The sequence below is a fragment of the Streptococcus danieliae genome (assembly GCF_009767945.1).
GTDB lineage: Bacteria > Bacillota > Bacilli > Lactobacillales > Streptococcaceae > Streptococcus > Streptococcus danieliae.
In genome coordinates this window covers 1-18,819 of record NZ_WSRS01000012.1, presented here as the reverse complement: position 1 = coordinate 18,819, position 18,819 = coordinate 1, and the positions used below count along the sequence as shown (strand labels likewise).

At 42.8% G+C, this 18,819-nt stretch carries 20 protein-coding genes; 2 read left to right on the top strand and 18 right to left on the bottom strand.

Annotation, left to right across the window (positions count from 1 at the left end; translation table 11 throughout):
* Positions 1–23: 23 nt before the first annotated feature.
* From E5983_RS02410 to E5983_RS02330, 17 genes are all read right to left on the bottom strand, one after another.
* A complete protein-coding gene (locus E5983_RS02410; RefSeq protein ID WP_160332332.1) occupies positions 24–1,031 on the bottom strand; it encodes a stealth family protein in 1,008 nt (335 codons plus the stop codon).
* A gap of 1 nt (position 1,032) precedes the next feature.
* On the bottom strand, positions 1,033–2,130 hold the full coding sequence (gene glf, locus E5983_RS02405) for a UDP-galactopyranose mutase (protein ID WP_160332331.1): 1,098 nt from the start codon (positions 2,128–2,130) through the stop codon (positions 1,033–1,035).
* 13 nt (positions 2,131–2,143) lie between these two features.
* Positions 2,144–3,559: a flippase gene (locus E5983_RS02400; protein WP_160332330.1), complete on the bottom strand. Its 1,416-nt coding sequence runs from the start codon at positions 3,557–3,559 to the stop codon at positions 2,144–2,146.
* Positions 3,531–4,694, bottom strand: a complete 1,164-nt coding sequence (locus tag E5983_RS02395; protein ID WP_202056320.1) for a polysaccharide polymerase — start codon at positions 4,692–4,694, stop codon at positions 3,531–3,533. Before E5983_RS02395 ends, E5983_RS02400 begins: the two co-directional genes overlap by 29 nt.
* A gap of 4 nt (positions 4,695–4,698) precedes the next feature.
* Positions 4,699–5,691 carry a glycosyltransferase family 2 protein gene (locus tag E5983_RS02390; RefSeq protein ID WP_160332329.1) on the bottom strand — a complete coding sequence of 331 codons (993 nt, stop codon included), beginning with the start codon at positions 5,689–5,691 and terminating at the stop codon, positions 4,699–4,701.
* 18 nt (positions 5,692–5,709) lie between these two features.
* Complete coding sequence (locus E5983_RS02385) at positions 5,710–6,342, bottom strand: DUF1919 domain-containing protein (protein WP_160332328.1); 633 nt, start codon at positions 6,340–6,342, stop codon at positions 5,710–5,712.
* A complete protein-coding gene (locus E5983_RS02380) occupies positions 6,339–7,499 on the bottom strand; it encodes a glycosyltransferase family 4 protein (protein WP_160332327.1) in 1,161 nt (386 codons plus the stop codon). The genes E5983_RS02385 and E5983_RS02380 overlap by 4 nt, the downstream gene beginning before the upstream one ends.
* Positions 7,496–8,674 (bottom strand): beta 1-4 rhamnosyltransferase Cps2T, encoded by a 1,179-nt coding sequence (gene cps2T, locus E5983_RS02375; RefSeq protein ID WP_160332326.1) that lies wholly within the window; start codon positions 8,672–8,674, stop codon positions 7,496–7,498. The genes E5983_RS02380 and cps2T overlap by 4 nt, the downstream gene beginning before the upstream one ends.
* Before the next feature lie 9 nt (positions 8,675–8,683).
* The gene (locus E5983_RS02370; protein ID WP_160332325.1) at positions 8,684–9,718 is read right to left on the bottom strand and encodes a sugar transferase; all 1,035 of its coding nucleotides are present in this window, start codon (positions 9,716–9,718) and stop codon (positions 8,684–8,686) included.
* A 620-nt stretch (positions 9,719–10,338) separates the two neighbouring features.
* Complete coding sequence (locus E5983_RS02365) at positions 10,339–11,433, bottom strand: NAD(P)/FAD-dependent oxidoreductase (RefSeq protein WP_160332324.1); 1,095 nt, start codon at positions 11,431–11,433, stop codon at positions 10,339–10,341.
* A 44-nt stretch (positions 11,434–11,477) separates the two neighbouring features.
* On the bottom strand, positions 11,478–11,954 hold the full coding sequence (locus tag E5983_RS02360) for a YtxH domain-containing protein (RefSeq protein WP_160332323.1): 477 nt from the start codon (positions 11,952–11,954) through the stop codon (positions 11,478–11,480).
* Positions 11,955–11,956: 2 nt separating this feature from the next.
* Complete coding sequence (locus E5983_RS02355) at positions 11,957–12,355, bottom strand: DUF948 domain-containing protein (protein WP_160332322.1); 399 nt, start codon at positions 12,353–12,355, stop codon at positions 11,957–11,959.
* A gap of 14 nt (positions 12,356–12,369) precedes the next feature.
* Complete coding sequence (gene lgt / locus E5983_RS02350) at positions 12,370–13,149, bottom strand: prolipoprotein diacylglyceryl transferase (protein ID WP_160332321.1); 780 nt, start codon at positions 13,147–13,149, stop codon at positions 12,370–12,372.
* Positions 13,146–14,081: an HPr(Ser) kinase/phosphatase gene (gene hprK / locus E5983_RS02345; RefSeq protein ID WP_160332320.1), complete on the bottom strand. Its 936-nt coding sequence runs from the start codon at positions 14,079–14,081 to the stop codon at positions 13,146–13,148. Before hprK ends, lgt begins: the two co-directional genes overlap by 4 nt.
* A gap of 111 nt (positions 14,082–14,192) precedes the next feature.
* Positions 14,193–14,465, bottom strand: a complete 273-nt coding sequence (locus E5983_RS02340; protein ID WP_160332319.1) for a PspC domain-containing protein — start codon at positions 14,463–14,465, stop codon at positions 14,193–14,195.
* A gap of 69 nt (positions 14,466–14,534) precedes the next feature.
* Positions 14,535–14,960 (bottom strand): SprT family protein, encoded by a 426-nt coding sequence (locus E5983_RS02335; RefSeq protein ID WP_160332318.1) that lies wholly within the window; start codon positions 14,958–14,960, stop codon positions 14,535–14,537.
* Positions 14,947–17,076, bottom strand: a complete 2,130-nt coding sequence (locus E5983_RS02330) for a helix-hairpin-helix domain-containing protein (protein ID WP_160332317.1) — start codon at positions 17,074–17,076, stop codon at positions 14,947–14,949. Before E5983_RS02330 ends, E5983_RS02335 begins: the two co-directional genes overlap by 14 nt.
* A gap of 164 nt (positions 17,077–17,240) precedes the next feature.
* On the opposite strand from E5983_RS02330, the gene E5983_RS02325 reads away from it, so the two are divergent.
* Together E5983_RS02325 and E5983_RS02320 are read left to right on the top strand one after the other, a co-directional pair.
* The gene (locus E5983_RS02325) at positions 17,241–17,765 is read left to right on the top strand and encodes a hypothetical protein (RefSeq protein ID WP_160332316.1); all 525 of its coding nucleotides are present in this window, start codon (positions 17,241–17,243) and stop codon (positions 17,763–17,765) included.
* 184 nt (positions 17,766–17,949) lie between these two features.
* A complete protein-coding gene (locus tag E5983_RS02320) occupies positions 17,950–18,303 on the top strand; it encodes a hypothetical protein (RefSeq protein WP_160332315.1) in 354 nt (117 codons plus the stop codon).
* On the opposite strand, the gene E5983_RS02315 is transcribed toward E5983_RS02320, so the two are convergent.
* Positions 18,296–18,819: IS630 family transposase (locus tag E5983_RS02315; protein WP_160332314.1), on the bottom strand; the 524-nt coding region annotated here is incomplete at its 5' end. The genes E5983_RS02320 and E5983_RS02315 overlap by 8 nt on opposite strands.

The window sequence follows — 18,819 nt, the reverse complement described above, 5'->3', positions numbered from 1 at the left end:
TTCATATTATATGAACAAATAAATTAAAATTCAAAATTTGATTTATTTGGAAATTTATTTTCTAAGAGCTTCTGTATTTTCGATTGATTTTCATAATTAAATTCTAGAGTGTCGTTAATACAAACCATGTTATAGCGAGAAGTTCGCAATATCTCAGCCAACTCATCAACTTGATTCATATCTATCCTTTTACCAATTGAGATACTCTGTGGCTCAAACTGATTACTCTCAATTTCCCAATACCGGAATAAATATTGATTAATTCCGGTTGAATAATCTCGAAGAGGAGACTCGACGGTCTTTTGGATTGTTGCAGACTCTAATTCCCATATTTTAGAAATAGTACTCTTTTTTACAGGATTTGCAATATGTAACTCCACATATCCGGTAGGTTTCCAAGGCAATAGTAAAAGATTTTTTAAAATTCCCATAAATCCATATTTCAAGCTGAAAAATTTTAAAGGAGACCTTCGTAATGCACTCTTCGTAGGAAAATGGCGATACAACACTTCCATGTTGTTATATAAAGTCTTGATAAAAGGATGCCATGGAACAATAGCATCATAAATTGCTACATGTTTAGGTAAATTATTCACAAAAAAATCTTGTGGTTCTACAGGATTCACCAGGTAAACATCATCATTGAAATACACAAAATTTTCAGATAGTTCTTCAATCCTATGAAAATTTAGTTCAATCGCAGGAGAACTATAAGTTGGTAAATATTCTTGAGGTATAAATTCATCATGATTAACCCAGCGAATTTTAGGATGATTAACATCCAGCCATTCGGGTTTTTGACGATCAGTAATTAGAAAAATTTTATTAACCCAAGGAGCATATTTTTCAATAGACCGAAACCAATATTTAAAAAGACCAAAATCACGATAGCGATCGTCACCATCTTCTACAGACTCGTCACCTACATCTACACCTAATTTTTCTTTTAGGTAAGTCTTTTTCCTGGACAACCATACTGGATCTGCTCCGTCTACCCAGGTTACAACGAAATCAATTTTTTCCTGCGTCATTTTACTCCAATTCTTCTTCTACTACCTGCAGCGCTCTCTCAATAACCACATGCATATCATAATACTTGTAATCTGCTAAACGGCCACAGAAAATAACCTTGTCATTTTGGTTTGCTTCTTCCAAATACTTGGCATAAATAGCATTATTTTTAGCATCATTGATTGGATAATACGGCTCATCCCCACGTTTCCAATCTGCTGGGTATTCTCGAGTAATCACTGTTTTTTCTTGCTGACCAAACTCGAAGTGTTTATGCTCAATAATCCGCGTATACGGAATTTCACGTTCTGTATAGTTCACAACGGCATTCCCTTGATAGTTCTCCATATCAAGTGTTTCGTGTTCAAACTTCAGACTCCGATATTCTAGTTCACCATGCTTATAGTTAAAGTACTGGTCAATCATCCCCGTAAAGACTACTTTTTCAGCCGATGCTTCTAGCTCCTGACGATTTTCAAAAAAATCAACGCCAAGTTCAACTTCAATTCCTTCTAGCATATTTTCAATAATAACATTGTACCCACCAATAGGGATTCCTTGATAACGGTCATTGAAGTAATTATTATCAAAGGTTAAACGAACTGGCAAACGTTTGATGATAAAAGGAGGCAAATCCGTTGCAGAGCGTCCCCACTGTTTCTCGGTATAACCTTTAATTAACTTCTCATAAACATCCGGACCAATCAACTTAATCGCTTGCTCTTCTAAGTTCTTTGGTTCAACATCTTTCATCTCTGCTGTCTGCTCTGCAATCTTATCTTTGACTTCTTGAGGTGTCTTTGTTCCCCACATAGCATAGAAGGTATTCATATTGAATGGAAGATTATAAAGATTTCCCTTATAGTTTGCGACCGGAGAATTGATGTAATGATTAAACTCCGCAAATTGGTTCACATAATCCCAAATTCGTTTATTGGATGTATGGAAAATATGGGCACCATACTTGTGAACATTAATTCCTTCTACATCTTCACAATAGATATTTCCACCAATATGGTCACGCTTATCAATGACCTTTACCTTTTTACCCCGCTTAGTTGCTTCATGAGCAAAAATAGCACCCGAGAGTCCAGCTCCCACAATAAGATAATCGTACATAAAATTCTCCTCTTTACTTTTTCAAATATTCCAAACGCAACTCTTTGAGATCTACAGCTTTTAGAATATATAATCCCCCTAAGTACACTACTGCTCCAACTGATACATAAATCATAATATTTAGAAAAGCTGAAAAATGTACTGTCATTTTTAATCCTAGCAAAACAGTAAACATCAATAATGAAGCTAACAAAATTCGCCACATCGATTTATAAAAAGATAACTGACGTAGCTGTTCTCGTGTTGCATAGACCTGAATAAGCCACACTAAAAATTCAGATAGAACCGATGTGATAGCTGCTCCAATAAAGCCCAGATAAGGAATCAATACTAGATTCAAAAGCAGACTGAATACGGCTGGAACTGTCGTCGACAGCATATACTCCTTATTTTTTCCATGTGGAATCAAAATCTGAATCCCCATAATATTTGTCCAGCCAATAAAGAACAGCCGCCAGATCATAATACTTATCGCAATCGTTACTTCTTGAAAATCAGGTCCCAGGAAGATTGAGATAAAATCCTCATTAATAATCAACATCCCTAAAATCATTGGAAAAATCACAAGATTATAAACAAGAAACGACAGATTATAAAGCCGATTCACCTCATCTTCTTTCTTCTCAGTAATCAACCCCGATATTCTTGGCAACATAACAGTTCCTAAGGAAGTAACGACTGTTAAAAGAATCTTTAAAATCTTATTCGCTTGGTCATATAGACCAACTTCCTCATTCCCTGCTAAGATTCCAAGCATTGTTTGATCAAGACTAATATATAAGGTTATCGCAATCTGAGGAACAAACAATAGGATTACCGGTTTGATATGATACTTTATTTGTTCCCAGTCCCAAACCCATCTTCCGATGTATTTTTTAGCAGGAATCCACATACTCAATTGTCCCAAGGCTTCAAAAACCACTAGAAAGAATACATACTTTCCCAAATCCTCTGATGATTTTACAAAAAGGAAAATCGAAGCTACACCGAGAATTTTAACCAAGGTATTCCGAATAGTAATCCTTCTAAAATCTTCCAGTCCTTGAAAAAACCAGGAAATATCCAATCCCTTTGAAATCAGACTAATCGTGAATAAAAGAGCAACTGGGTGTTGCATTCGAGGGACCCCAATGATTGTAATAGCATAAAATAAAATCGATAAGGACGTAGCTAACAATTGAAGTTGATAAATCGACCAAAAAGTTGATGAAAGTCGATTTCGATTCTGAGAAATCAGACGTGTTCCATAATTCGCCACTCCTAATCCAGCAAGTAGTAAAAAGTAAGTTGCAATCGAATTGTAAAACGCATAAGTTCCTAAATCATTAGATGAAAAAATTCGCGTTACATAAGGAGTTGTGATAATAGGAAGCAGTATCAGCAAAACCTGATAAGACAGATTATAGAGATAATTCTTTATCAGCTTCATCCTGTCCTCCTTTGATGAATTCACTCCCAACCCCCATCAACACAAACATAAAAATATTGTAGGAAGGGCGAATCCAAAACGCTTCAATCATACAGTTCACAGCAATTAAGCATAATAAGCAAAGCAATAAATACTGTTTTTTCTGTAAAATTCGAATCGATTGAATAAAATAAAATAAAATAAGGAGCAACACACTCAACGAACCATAATAAAACAGCATTTGAATATAAGAAGAATCAACATAGGTATAATTCAAGACTGTTTCCGTTGTTCCCCCATAACCTCTAAACTGCGTCCCCGGGGTTCCAAAATAATTAATAGAATAGGTATTCATCGCTTGACGACCTAGTGCTAAACGCATACTAAAAAAATTATTTAAAGCAATATAGCGACCATCTCCCCAATTAAAATGACTGGTCCAATAATACATAAGACCAGCAGCTATTGGTGCTGCTAAAGGTGAAAAACGAAATACTCTACTATTTAAATCCTTCTTAAAATAGAAAATTAAAAAGAGAAGAACTGATACTAAAGTGGAATAAGCATTCAATCGCGCATCTGCTACAAAATAGAGAATAGCCCCGATAGCTAGCCCCAAACCTGTTCGAAACACAATATACTTTTCTCTTAAAACATAAGAGAGCGCAGCAAAAAAATAGAAACAATGAGAAGCAAAATCAGTCGGATAAATAAACCCAAGAGAATTTCTAGTTACAACACCCCGTGCACGATTCTGAACAAACTGTAAGTTTGGAATTACATCTATTAGCGATAAAAATACCGTTGTCACAAGCATGAGGCCCGTAATGGTTACAAATATTTTCAACGCATAATCAATGTCTGCCTTATACAGCAACACAATCAGTGACATATAGATCAGAAAATTGATATTTCGCATTTTCCATGCTACCGCCATACCTGCTAACAATAATAACGGCGCAAATATTAGAAAATTTAATTCAAACTTTTGAATATAAATAAACCGCAATGCTAGAATCCACGTTGCACAAAGGACAATAGCTGATGGAATAGTCGGTAATTCTCTGGCCAGCATGGTTGTCCCAAAAAAATCCCATCCGATCACAAATGTTAACACAACACCAATTAAAAGTTTATCAAAATCTATTCTTAACATATCATTACCTATTTGCCCTTAGAATATTTTGAATCTTAAATGCAAATTTTAACAGAGATAGTCGATATAAAAGATATTTCAATCTATTGGGTTGTTTCACCATATCTTTATAGGTAAGAGGGTGCTTTCTGATCTCATTTAAAATATCCTCAACAATATATTCACACTCTTTTTCATGACCAGCTTTATAGATACTTGATAAAACATGAATTAAACCATTTACATAATATACATCTGCAATATGCTGATCTGATTCCTGAAGATTATCCAAGACAATTTCCGAATGATGAACATCTTTATAGAACTCAAACATATCTTGTACTTTTTTCTGATTCCATGAAGCTGTTATAGAATTAGGATTATCCAAAAAATAATGATAAAAAACCTTATTGGTCAGAAGTACCTGGTTTGAGTTTAATAAAATGCGATACAAAACACCTAAATCTTCATAGTATCGACCAATCGGAAATTCGATACTGTTCTCTCTAAACAAACTCACCCTATAAATCTTATCCGTTACAAATCCTGTAATCCAACCTTGATTCATCATATCTAGATAGGCATCATATCCCGTAACACTACGAATTTCTGGTTCTGCAACTTGCCGTAATGCTTCATATTCAGATTTAACAAATTGTCTACCAAAACAGACAAGGTCATAGTTCTCATCTTCCACTAGCGGTATCACCTGCTCGAAACAACTAGAATCGAGCCAATCATCAGAATCTATAAAATAGATATATTTCCCTTTAGCCAAGGCTGTCCCAGTATTTCGAGCATCTGACATCCCTCCATTCTTTTTGTGAACAACTTGAATGCACTCAAACTTATCGGCATACTCGTCACAAATTTCAGGAGAGCGATCTGTACTTCCATCATCAACCAGAATTATTTCATAATCCTGGTAATTTTGATTCAAAATGCTATCAATACAACGCTCTAAATACTTCTCAACTTGGTATACAGGAACTACAATCGTTAAAAAGGGATCTTTCATTAGTTACCTATCCTCTTACTATACTTGGTCTCCGCCTTTATTCAACCACTCCACCACATCAAAATAAGGGTGGTAGATTTTCAAATCCTCACCGACAAAACCTTGTTCGGAACGATTTTCAAAAAACACCAGATCTTCTAAATCTGTGTAATTTTTTGAAGAGAAAATGACTTTCGCTTGATAAGGTAAATCCTGAAAATCTTTGAGTAGTTGATACGTAGCTTGATCATTATCATTCATTTTGAAGTAAAGGTTATCCCAGTTCATTCGAGCTAGGCGACGGCTCCATTTACTTCTAGCTTCTTCTTCATCTGCATAATGTAAAAAGTGGATTTCGATATCTTCCAAAAGAGCGACTGGATAAGTGATTCCGTCTTTGGAACGATAACGTGATTCCTCTACAAAAACAAGAGGGAGCTCCCCACTTAGATAATGTTTTGGATTAGCGAGAAGCTTAACATAATCGGGAGAATAAATAAAAAGGCCAATAAAAGGAGATTGGTAGGGAAGTCCTAATTCCTGATAAATTCTCCCCCCCCAACAATTATCACTAATTATCGTAAAGCGCTTGTTTTTTAAAGCCTTACGCTGATTCCGATACTTCCAAGCAAAGACGTAAGGTTTTAGTTTTTTCTTAATCGTTTCAATCATCCTCTATCACCAATCTCTCGATATAATGTTGAAAAATTCCCAATATAGGATTGGAGCGAGAAGTGCTCCAATTGTCGCTGTAATGATGCCTGCCCAAATGCTTGCAGTTTTTCCGTTTTTTCCAATAACTCTTTCATCGCTTCTGAAAGCAGTGCTGGATTCCCTGGTTGAGCTAGGAGGCCGTTTTCACCTTCTGCAACCATTTCACAGACACCACCATGGCGGTAACCGATAACTGGTTTTCCTGAAGCCATAGCTTCAAGGACTACAGTTGGAAGTGGATCCGGGTTAGTACTTGGGAGCACAAACAAGTCAAAGAGGTTATACAGTTCTTGTGGGCGATCGTAGTAATCAATCCGTTTGATTTGGTTGGCGTAACCGGATTGGGCAATCGCTTCGTCCAGTTCCTGCACGCGCCACTCCTCACCTTCAAAGGCAGATCCCGCAAGAAAGGCTAAACGTTTTGGATCTTCTTGTAGCAGGGGTAGCACAGCTTCCAGGAAATCGCCTTGACCTTTCCAAGCATTGACACGACCAATCATCCCAATAACCGTTTGGTCCTTAGCAATCCCAAAATGCTCTCTGATGTTAGTCGCATCCATTGGCTGATAAATGCTGTTATCCACACCGTTATAAATCACCTGAACTTGTTCGGGTGTAATAGCTGAGGAAGCCAAGACATGGTTGGCCACAGCTTGGGACACCGTAACAATTTTATCAGCATAGCGCCCCATTAGATAATTAATAAAATCGGAAATTTGTTTGGGTTTAACAATAATTTCATGAACATGCCAAATAAGCGGAAGCCCCAATTTTTTCTTCAGATAGATGCCTTCCAAAACCGCTGTTGTATTGTTATGAATCAGATCAATCTGGTGTTTCTTAGCATACTCTGCCAATTGTTTAGAAAATTTCCGATAGGAAGTAGCGTAGTCAAAAATTCCCTTTGGATTAAAATACTTACGTCGCAAAATAGGATAGGGAATGACCTCAACCTTAGCTCCAACCTGTCGAAGCGCTTCGACTAGTACCCCATCATTGGGCAAAATAACATGGGCTTCAAATTCTGTCTGATCCAGGCGTTTGATCAATTCTAGGAGCACCTTGTCGGCCCCATACATCTCTGCTCCAGCGTGGAGGTACAATATGCGTTTCATGAACTTTCCTTAAACAAGTTTTGATAATCTGTCACAATTTTCTCCCAAGTAAAGGCTTGGGCAATGCGTTGGTTTGAAGCCAAATCAGCTTCAAAGCGTTCTTGGTCTGTCATCTGTTCGGCAGCATTAATCGTTTGGGCCAGTCCTTCCTTCTTCCAATACAAGGCAGCATCCTGACCCACTTCACGATTAAAGCCAACATCCAACAAGAGATTCAACTGAGTTGAAGCAAGGGCTTCTAAGAGGGATGGGTTGGTCCCGCCGACTTCATGGCCATGAAGGTAGGCGAAAGCTTGTTCCCGAATGTATTTGAGCAGTTCTTGATCATAAACAGTCCCTACGAATTTAATACGAGAATCTTGGTCAAACTGGGTTTCCGCAAGGAGTTTATCGTAGAACTTATTCTCTTCAACATTGGTAATCAACACAAAATCCCGTTTCGAATCCGACTGCATAAAGCCGCGAATCATGGCCTCATAGTTGTTTTCTGGCACAAAACGGCCAACGACTAAGTAATATTGCCCCTCTGTGATACACTTTTCCGCAAACCAATCGCGTACCTTGGCATCATCAGAAGTCAGTTTCGACTTACTAGTTTCTGTTCCATAGGCAATATAGATCGTTTGCGGCTGGTACTTGGCATAATCTTTCTGGATGTAGGACTCGATGTTTTGGCTATCGCAGACCAAGAGGTCGGCGTGTTTCACCATCAGTCCCTCGGACAGTTTCCAATAGCGGCGAACAGGATAGGACCATTTGGCACGGAGCCATTCATGTCCATCTGGATTGACAAACAATTGGCCACCGATTTTACGGATTTCCCGCTTCAGCCCTGCAATAAAAGGTCCAATCCGACAGGCTAATACATAGAAAATTGGGGCCTGGTCATGATTCTCCTTAGCCAAATCAATGGCTTTTTTGAGGGCTTGGATGTCATAGGCGATGGCTCTAGCAGGGCCTATATTTGGAACATCAATGTTAAAACAGATAGCTCCGTTGTGTTCAAATGTATCCTGAGTAATCCCTGATTTAGCCGAATTTTCTCGCATACAGGCCACATAATATTGAATATCTGAGTCCGTTTGAAATTCCGTCAGCTTCTCAACAAAGGTCTCAAAGCCTCCATATTTAGCTGGGATTCCCTTAGAACCAATAATATATACGCTTCTTTTCATCTTATCTCTCTACTTCGCTCCCTTCCCAAAAGCCACAACCTTCAGGGTTTTGAGCAGAATTTTTATATCGTCTGTAATCCGCCAATCTTGAATGTATTCGACATCCAAGGCCACAACGTCTTCAAACTTTGTAATCTCACTACGTCCACTGACTTGCCATAGACCGGTAATTCCCGGCTTAAAGCTCAGGCGGCGTTTTTGAGCAGGTGTATATTCTAAGAATTCCTGTTTCGTCGGCGGCCGGGTTCCAACCAGACTCATGTCCCCTCGCAAAACATTATAAAACTGAGGCAGCTCATCCAGACTGGTCTTGCGGATAAATGCCCCGATGGGGGTAATACGGGGATCATTGTCCATTTTGAACATCCCACCCTCCATCGTATTCTGATCCATTAACTCTTTTTTTCTTTCTTCCGCATCCATATACATGGAACGGTATTTATAAAATTTAAAGATCCGTCCATTGCGACCAACACGGTCCTGGGTAAAAACAGCTGGTCCGCCATCGCGGCGAATCAAGGGATAAAGCACCACTCCAACCAAGCCACAGATTACAAGCCCCACCAAGGCTCCTGCGATATCTATGATTCGCTTCAGAACCAGATCGCTCGTCTTGTGGAAGGTTGGGGCATAGCTGGTAACAGGGATCCCCGCAATACTGGCTTCTCGCTTCGAACTACTCGGATATTCATAACCCGGAATCGTAACATGGACCATGATCCCCATCGTCTCAAAGCCCCGAATCCAGTCACTTACCTGGTCAACCGCCTCTGGTAGATAGATCAAGACTTCATCAACGGTTGATCTCAGGGTAAATTCCATCAGATTAGTGGCACTCAATTGCCCCTGTTCTAAATCTTCCTTGGGTTGGTCTAAAAAGAAACAGCCGATGAGACTATAGTTGGCTCTACGCAAAGCCTCTTCCAACATCTCAAAACGATCGGATTGGGTTATTAATAAGATAGATTTAGGCCCAATGGTCTCCGAAGTAGCGAGAACAGTGGACAACCAATCAGGATCCTGATCTAACTTGTCTACACTCATAATAGCTCCTAACTCAAACTTTTCTTATTTCTTGTATGTATCTAATTCATTCTATCATATTTTCAGCGTTTCTGCTTAGTGACTACCCAAAAATCGTAGCCAGGTCTCCCTGCTCACTAGACTTTCCTCGCAAATAACCTTTTTTGTTCATCTTCTTGAACTTTTTATCGCTAATTATTGACAAAAGGTCCATTTTGTCAATAATGAAGAATAAGGGTTTCATCATTATGCTCAAATGGAGCATTTTGTACAGAATACAATCTAGGAGATCCCTATGGAGTACAAATCTCTCAAAAAGATTTATGACAGTGATTTTGACAGCTATCAAATAGACCTGACCGAGGTCACAAAGATTTATCGTCCTAAACAAATTCGCATCCACTAAACCAATCTCCTCTACTCATGTTTTCTGAGACTAGTATAGCTAGATTTCTACTTTATCGGAAGATACCTTGTTATTGGGCGCTTACGTCCAAACTAGGCCCTCACCTCTAGAAATCCAACAACTACAGTTGCACTAAAAAAACCACAATGGAATTCCCCATCTTGAAAGGAATCAAGATGGAGTTCTATTGTGGTTTTTGTAAAAGATTCTTTTTTTATCCCTCTTCCCATTATCCCTAATCCCGTGTCACATACCCCTCAACCGGATAGTCTGCTGGGTCTAGGTCGCCTGTTTTTCCGAGGATGCCCAGGGCTAGTTCTCGGCCGAGCAGGGGGCCGATTGTGAGGCCAGTTGAGCCGAGGCCGCTGACGGTCCAGGTGTTGGGCTGGTCGGGCAGGGGGCCAAAGAAGGGAGAATAATCGCTGGTATAGGCGCGGATGCCCACGCGCACGCCTGTGGGCTGGTAGTCTGCGATGGCGGGGTAGTAGGGACGCATCTGATCAATTAAGGTTTGGAGGACTTGGCGGTCTTCTGTGAGGTCAAAGCCTTGGTCATTTTCGTGGCTGGCTCCAAGGCTGAGTTTGCCGGCTTTAAAGGGGATCAGATCAGCTTCGCCTTCGGGCATAACGACGGGATGCTTGTCCGTTACTTGGTCGAGCTGGTAGTCCAGGATTTGGCCTTTTTGAGGGCGGACATCAACTTGATAACCGAGGGGCTCGAGGACCTGTCCCAACCATGCTCCAGTAGTCAAGAGAATCTTGTCGTAGGCTTGGCCATCCACCAAGATCTGATCACCCTCCCAAGCTAACTGTACTTCTTTCCGAATAGGCTCCAGGCCTGCAGCCTGGAGCAGTTCTGCGACTAGGACGGCTCCATCTACACGGCCCCCACCACTGGCCCAGAAGGCGCGGTCGAAGCCTGTGAGGCCAGGGAAGCGTTCTTGGACTTGATCGCGTGTCCAGAATTCCAAGTCCCCCATGAGGGGTGACTCAGCTTGTTTGGCCAGGGCTCGTTCCATAACCTCATCCAGGTACTCCTCTTTTTTCTTGAGCACCAAGACCCCCGTCTGCTCGTAGGCTTGACTAGTAGAACCCGCTGCAGCTAAGTCCTCCATCAAGCGGGGGTAGAAATCAGCCCCTAGGCGAGCCAGGCGGTACCAGGCCTTGTTGCGGCGGCGGGAAAACCAGGGACTGATAATGCCCGCTGCGGCCTTGCTGGCCTGACCGACTCCGTGATCATAGACAGTCACTTCCACTCCCTCTTCTTGGCTGAGGTAAAAAGCTGCGGTGGCACCGACGATACCGGCGCCGATGATGGCTACTTTTGTCATTACTTTCCTCCTAAAAAGGTTTGGCCCTAGGGCCAAACCTTTTCCTATTTTTCTGTTTCTTCTTGGTAATCTGCGGGAACTGCCGCCACCTTAGGAAGGGTTTTAAGGGGCTGGTCTGCTACCTCTAGCTCTTCCTCTACATCGATGTCAATCACGATTTCTTGATCCGGTGTTACGGCTTTTTTCACCTTTTCAACTACTTCTTCCTTGCTACCGAACTTTTCAGTCAAAGTTTCAACTTGTTTTTCAGAAAAAGCTTTCACATCATTCATCACCGATTGGACAGTGATGTCACCAGATTGAACTGCCGCCTTGAAATCATCGTAGCGTTGGCTAACATTTTGGCCTAAATCGGTCGCCGCTTGGCTAACCTTTTCTTTGGTTGTTTCTGGGTCCGCTTGGTAATCCGCATACCAATCTTTAGCTTGTTTGGCTACTTCTTGTCCTTTTTTACTTTGGACAAAAAGGGCTGCGGCTGCACCGGTTACGGCTCCTAATAAAAGAGATGACAATTTGCTCATGGTTATTTACCTGCTTTCTTTTTTGATCCGAGTCCCGAAAGGGCTGTGCTCAAGAGAGTCCGACTAAGGGCCGAACGCACTCCACCACCTGTTGTAACAGCCTTATCACTAAGGTTGCGGGCAGAGCTATTCAAATCTGAGACCGTTTCAGAGAGGTCTGCAACAGCGACAAAGAGCGGGTTAATGACTTCCATCTTACCGGCTACATCATCGGTCAGCACGTTAACCTTAGCCATTAATTCATTTACCTGATACAGGCTAACATTGGCATCGGTTGTCAACAGTTTAATCGTTCGGTTGGTCTCATCCACCGTTTTTCCCAATTTATGAATAAAGATTGTTAAATAAACAAAGAATACCGCAAGGGCTAGGCCCACGAGGGTAAAGGCAATTTCTACCATAATTTCTCCTTCTGCTAAGCTGCTTGATACCAAGCAAGTTGCTGCTGTTTACGTCGATAAATCCAGAGGCCTAAACCAAGCATCACAAGGACCAGGGATAGAACTTGGGAGACCCGTAGAGGCCCCAAGAGCAGACTGTCTGTCCGCAAACCTTCAATAAAGAAACGACCTGTGCCATACCAAATCAGGTAAAAAAGGGCTAGTTCACCTTCTTTAAAGAGGCGAGGTCTGTGACGAAGGCTGATTAGAATCACAAAACCGAGGGCTGTCCAAATGGATTCCATCAGGAAGGTCGGCTGGCGATAGGCTCCTTCGATAAACATCTGTTGCTGCATCCAGGTTGGCAGGTAATCCAGATGCTCAACTACTGCCCCATAGGCTTCCTGGTTAGCAAAATTTCCCCAACGGCCGATGGCTTGCGCAATCAGCACACCTGGTGCCACAAGGTCTAAAAAGGTCCAGGCCGATAAAAGGTGGCGCCGGGAATACCAGATCAAGAATAAACCACCTGCAATCAATCCTCCATAGATGGCAATCCCACCATTCCAAATGGCTAGGATTTCTGCTGGATGGGCTTGGTAGTAGGGCCATTGGAAGAAGACATAATAAATCCGCGCACCAATAACCCCAATTGGAAAGCCCCAGAGCACAAAATCCAAGATAAGATCAGGATCCCACCCCTTCCGTTTGGCCTCTCGCATGGAGAGCCAGACCGCCAGGACCAATCCACTGACAATAAACAAGGCATACCAACGAACGGCAAAGGGACCTAGCTCAAAAGCTATCGGGTTCATTGGTCACGCTCCTCATTCTCAGCAATCAAACGGGTCAGACGTTCTTCAAAGGTTTTGGTAGCGTCAAAGCCCATTTCTTTGGCCCGATAATTCATGGCTGCAGCTTCAATCACCACAGAAATATTACGTCCCGTCTTAACCGGAATCCGGATTCGTGGAATCGCAACCCCATCAATTTCAAATTCTTCTGGATTATTCCCCAAACGGTCAAACTGCTTGGTATTGTCGTAATTTTCCAAGTAGACACTGAGCTGAACTTGGGAAGAATCTTTTACAGCACTAGCCCCATAAAGACTCATCACATCAATGATGCCAACACCACGAATTTCAAGAAGATGCCGTAAAATCTGCGCCGGCTCACCCCAAAGGGTCATTTCATCCCGAGGATAGATATCGACCCGGTCATCCGCAACCAAACGGTGGCCACGTTTGACCAGTTCCAGGGCCGTCTCACTTTTCCCAATCCCGGAATCACCCTGGATCAGTACCCCCATCCCATAAATATCCATCAGGACACCATGGACACTGGTGCGTTCAGCCAAGCGGGAGTCCAGATAGCGGGATAACTCAGCCGACAAGCGACTGGTCGCCGTACTCGACCGCAAGATGGCAACCTGATTCTCCTCGGCCACCAACAGTAATTCATCCGGAATATGCAAACCACGCGCAATGATCACCGCAGGCGTCTCATCTCGCAGCATATTTTTGAGAACTTGGTAGCGGTTATGGGCCGTCATATGCCCGAGATAGGACCACTCCTTCATCCCAATCAACTGCACACGCTCAGGGGAATAATAATCAAAATAACCTGTCATTTCCAAACCGGGCCGGGAAATATCCCCGGTTGAGATGGTTTTATCCAAGAGTTCATCTGTACCATAGATATGTTCCAGACGGATCTTTTCCATCACTTCTCTAACTGTGACAGCCATGGCATCCTCCTTTTTCTTTCTGCCCTTATTATAGCATCTCAGGGGATTCATGACAATTTTCCTTTGCCCCCTCATGAAAAAGAAAGGCTGGGCCGTGCCCAGCCTCTGAGACTACCAAGTCCAATCATCCTCTTCGACGACTTGAGCCGTTTTGCGGCGCCGACCGTCTCTATAGGTCACCTCATCGTATTCAAGCAAATCTTCCTTATACGGCAAAATAACAGACAGGAGAATATAGAGGAAGAGCGCAGTTCCTTCCGTTATGAGGAAAAAGATGGCGAACAGCACCCGAGCTAGGGTCGCATCCATCTTGAATTTATCCGCCAACCCGGCTAAGACACCACTAACAATCTTTCCTTTTCGCATTTTATAGTACTTAGTCATACGAATCCCTCACTTTCTACAGCTATTATAGCAAGCTCCTCAGCCCCCATCATCGGCCTTGAGGCCGATTTACCGAATTTTTAAGCGCCCTCCACAAGCACCACAGCGCATTCGTTCCAAATTGATCCGACGCTGGCGCTGAAAAACCTGGCCACACTCTCGGCACAGATACTCGTGAACAGTTCTTTGTTTGGGAGGCGGTGCATAGCGGAGTCCATCCACTTCTTTTAAGAGCTTCTTAAAATCAGCATCACCGTGTTTATAGCCCTTTTGCTCAAAATAAAGATGGTAATGGGTCAGCTCATGCCGCACAATCTGGCGAAAAAGGGCTTCCCCATATTCCTCCAGGATCCGAGGGGCAAAGTCCAGATGGCCATCGTGGGGGAAAAAGCGCCCACCAGAGGTCCGCAACCGCCGATTCCAAACAGCCTGATGGCGGAAAGGTTTGCCAAAATCCTCCAAGGAAACAGCTTGCACATACTTAGTTAGATCCACGATCTTCCACCATGGTCAGACTGATACGATTTTGCGGAATCTGAACTTCCAAAACCCAGACCGTCACCAAGTCACCAACTGAAACGACCTGACTAGGATGCTTGACAAAGTTCTTGCTGAGCTGGGTAATGTGAACCAAACCATCTTCGTGGACCCCAATATCGACAAAGGCTCCAAAGTCAACCACATTCCGGACCACACCCTCCAGCTTTTGACCCGGTTTCAAGTCTGAAATATCCAAGACATCCTGGCGCAGCTGTGGCCCTGCAAAAGAATCCCGCAGATCGCGACCGGGTTTAAGCAGGTCTTGCACAATATCCTCCAAGGTTAGGGGACCTACTCCCAAGATCTCGGCTGTCTCCACGATTGGCAGGGCAGCCAAGCTTTTTTTAGCTGCAGCATCCAGATCTTTAATTCCCAAGTGAGCCAACAAGTCTTTGACAACCCCATAATTTTCCGGGTGAACCCCAGTTTGATCGAGAATATTTCCTGCATCCGGAATCCGCAAGAAACCAGCTGCCTGTTCAAAGGCCTTGGCTCCAAGCCGAGCCACCTTCTTCAATTCCTGTCGGGTCTGGAAGGCTCCGACTTCTTGGCGGTAGGCCACAATATTTTCAGAAATCGTTTTATTAAGACCGGACACATGGCTAAGCAAGGCTGGGCTGGCCGTATTGACATTGACCCCAACCTGGTTCACCACTGTTTCCACCACAAAGTCCAACTGTTCACGAAGCTTTTTCTGGCTCACATCGTGCTGGTACTGCCCCACACCAATCGATTGCGGATCAATCTTCACCAACTCCGCCAGTGGATCCTGGAGGCGTCGGGCAATAGAGATAGCTGAGCGTTTTTCAACCGGTAGCTCTGGAAACTCCTGCCGTGCTAATTCACTGGCTGAATAAACCGACGCCCCACTCTCATTGACAATCACATAGGCCACTTCCGGGAAGTCCTTGAGCACCTCCGCCACAAAGGCTTCGCTTTCCCGACTGGCCGTCCCATTGCCAATCGCAATCAACTCCACCTGCCACTCCTGAATCAATTGGCTCAGACGCTCCTTGGCGGCTTCTATCTGCGCCTTGCTAGCCGGTTTCACGGGGTAGATCACCTCAGTTGTTTGGAGATGACCCATCTGATCCACAACAGCCAATTTCGCCCCTGTCCGAAAGGCTGGGTCAAAACCAAGGACCACCTTACCTTTCAACGGAGCTGTTAAAAGCAGGTGCCGCAGATTCTCTGAAAAGAGCTGAATTGCCCCTTCCTCGGCCATTTCTAAAAGCTCAGACCGCACCCGACGTTCCATGGCTGGAAAGAGCCGTTTTTTCAAAGCCTCGTCAACCACCTCCGTCAGGAGCTGGGTTCTCTGAGCAAAACGCGCCAGATAGAAACGCTGCACCTTCTCCACCTGATGGACAAACTTGACCTTGAGCACCCCTAGTTTTTCACCACGATTTAAAGCCAACACCCGGTGACCCGGAAGGCTAGCCAGACCCTCCGCAAACTCGTAGTAGTTTTGAAAAACCTGCTTGGGATCCTTGTCCGCATCTTTGAGCTGGGCAGTCAGATGGGAATTATCCCGAATCTCCTTGTAGAGCCAAGCCCGCAAACCGTGGTTTTCCGAAAGAGCTTCAATCGCAATCTCCTTAGCCCCATCAATCACCGCTCGAGGACTTGGGTAGGCCTCAGACACATACTTCTGAGCCTCCGCTTCCAGATCTTCCTGACCCTGGAAAAGTAAACGGGTTACAGGCGACAAACCGGCTTCCTTAGCCAGACTGGCCTTGGTCTGCTTTTTCTCCTTAAAGGGCAGATAGAGTTCTTCCAGCTCCACCAATTTTTCCGCAGCCTGCAAGGCTGCTTCCAGCTGAGGCGTTAGCTGCCCCTGGTCTTGCAACTTGGCCAAGATAGCTCCCCGTCGCTCATCCAAGGCTGTCAAACTAGCCATTCGGTCAGCAATCGCCTTGATGTCCACTTCATCCAACCCTTTTGTTTTATCCTTCCGATAACGGGCAATAAAGGGAATCGTCGCCCCCTCAGCAAGCAGGTCCAGGACAGTCGCAACCTGAGCCTGGGTAATCGTTAACTCTGTAGCAATTTTTGTGATATTTTTATCCATAACTATAAGTATAGCACAGGGAGAGGGCTTGAAGCAGAAAAAATAGTTGAAACCCAGAGTTTCCTCGCGATTAAGATTGGAAGCCAAAATTGGCGGACAAAGGAGACCCATTTTGGCAAAAAGAACAGTATAATAAAAGCATTAAAAAACAGGAGGTGTAATACATGAAAAAACTTTTTATAACCCTAGGCCTCCTTAGCCTTGTCATCTTCCTCATCAAAACCTACTATGACCTCAGAGGAAACCTCATCCACTATTCTGTCTACTATGCACAAAATCTAGACCATGATCCTGACTATGATCCTGTTATGGCCATGGTTGTGGATAACCTCGACTATATCCCTCGGTTAGAAGATGACTCGATTCACTATGACTTCGATGGACACTCTACCATTTATAGTGCTAATCATGAGATGTATATAACAAGAGGTTCAAGCGAATATTATTTCGTTAATAAAAGCAATAACCATCGTGATGGTTATTACTTTACCGAGCAAGGGAAATTTTCTCACTTCAGAGTGTTGTCTAGTGATCCAAAGCTTACCGATAACTCAGATCAAAGAAAGATGGAGGCTAAAAAATATGTCACTGAGATCTTAGAGCCCCTGATCGCCATCCAACCCAAACCGCCTAAAGGTGAAAATCTTCAATGGCTCTTTAACATCACCTACGGCAGACGTTTTCAATAGGATCGAACTGTCCAAACTCTACCTGTAAAAGGGAAAGCTTTATGAAAAATTCATCCTAACTATAAGTATTCTCAGCCTCTGTATCTTCCTCGTCAAAACCTACTATGACCTCCAAGCAAATCTCATTCACTATTCTGTTTACTATGCCCAAAATCTAGACCACAACCCCAATTATGATCCGGTTATGGTCATGATTGTCGATAATCTCGATTATATCCCCAGACTAGAAGATGACTCGATTCACTATGACTTTGATGGACATTCAACAATTTATAAGGAAAATCCCAAAATATATTTAAATGGATCACCTGAACAATATGTTGTTTATAAAAATGATGAGCTCTATTATTTTACTGGACAAGGTAAGTTTTCACACTTTAGAATCTTAGGCAGCGACTCAAAATTTGACGATAGCTCAGATCAAAGAAAGATGGAGGCTAAAAAATATGTCGCCGAGATCTTGGAGCCCCTGATTGCCATCCAACCCGAGCCTCCTATATACTCTAGCAAAAGTACTGGATCTTTTATAGTCATTTGAAACAAGAACAAGACAACAAAGCATCCAGAAAATTGTCATAACTGGGCAATACTTTTCTGAGGTGTTTTTTCATATGAGCCCATGTGTTTTCAATAGGATTATACTCAGGTGAGTAGGGGGGAAGAGGCAAGAGTTTATGTCCTTGTTCTTCGCACAATACTTTTAGACGACTCATTCTATGAAACCTTGCATTATCCAGAATGATAACGGATGGGCTGTCCAAACTAGCTAGTAAAAATTGTTGAAACCAGGCTTCGAAAAAATCACTAGTCATGGTATCTTCATAAGTCATGGGAGCTACAAGTTCACCATCTACTTGACCTGCAACTAAAGATATCCGTTGGAATCTTCTTCCAGATATCTTACCTTCTATCAACTGTCCCTTCAAAGAGCGTCCGTATTCCCGATAGAAATAAGTTTCAAACCCTGTCTCATCAATATAAACAGGAACCATATCCCTTAAATTATCCAATTCTTTAAGGAATTGAGCTACTTTTTCGGGATCTTGTTCGTAGT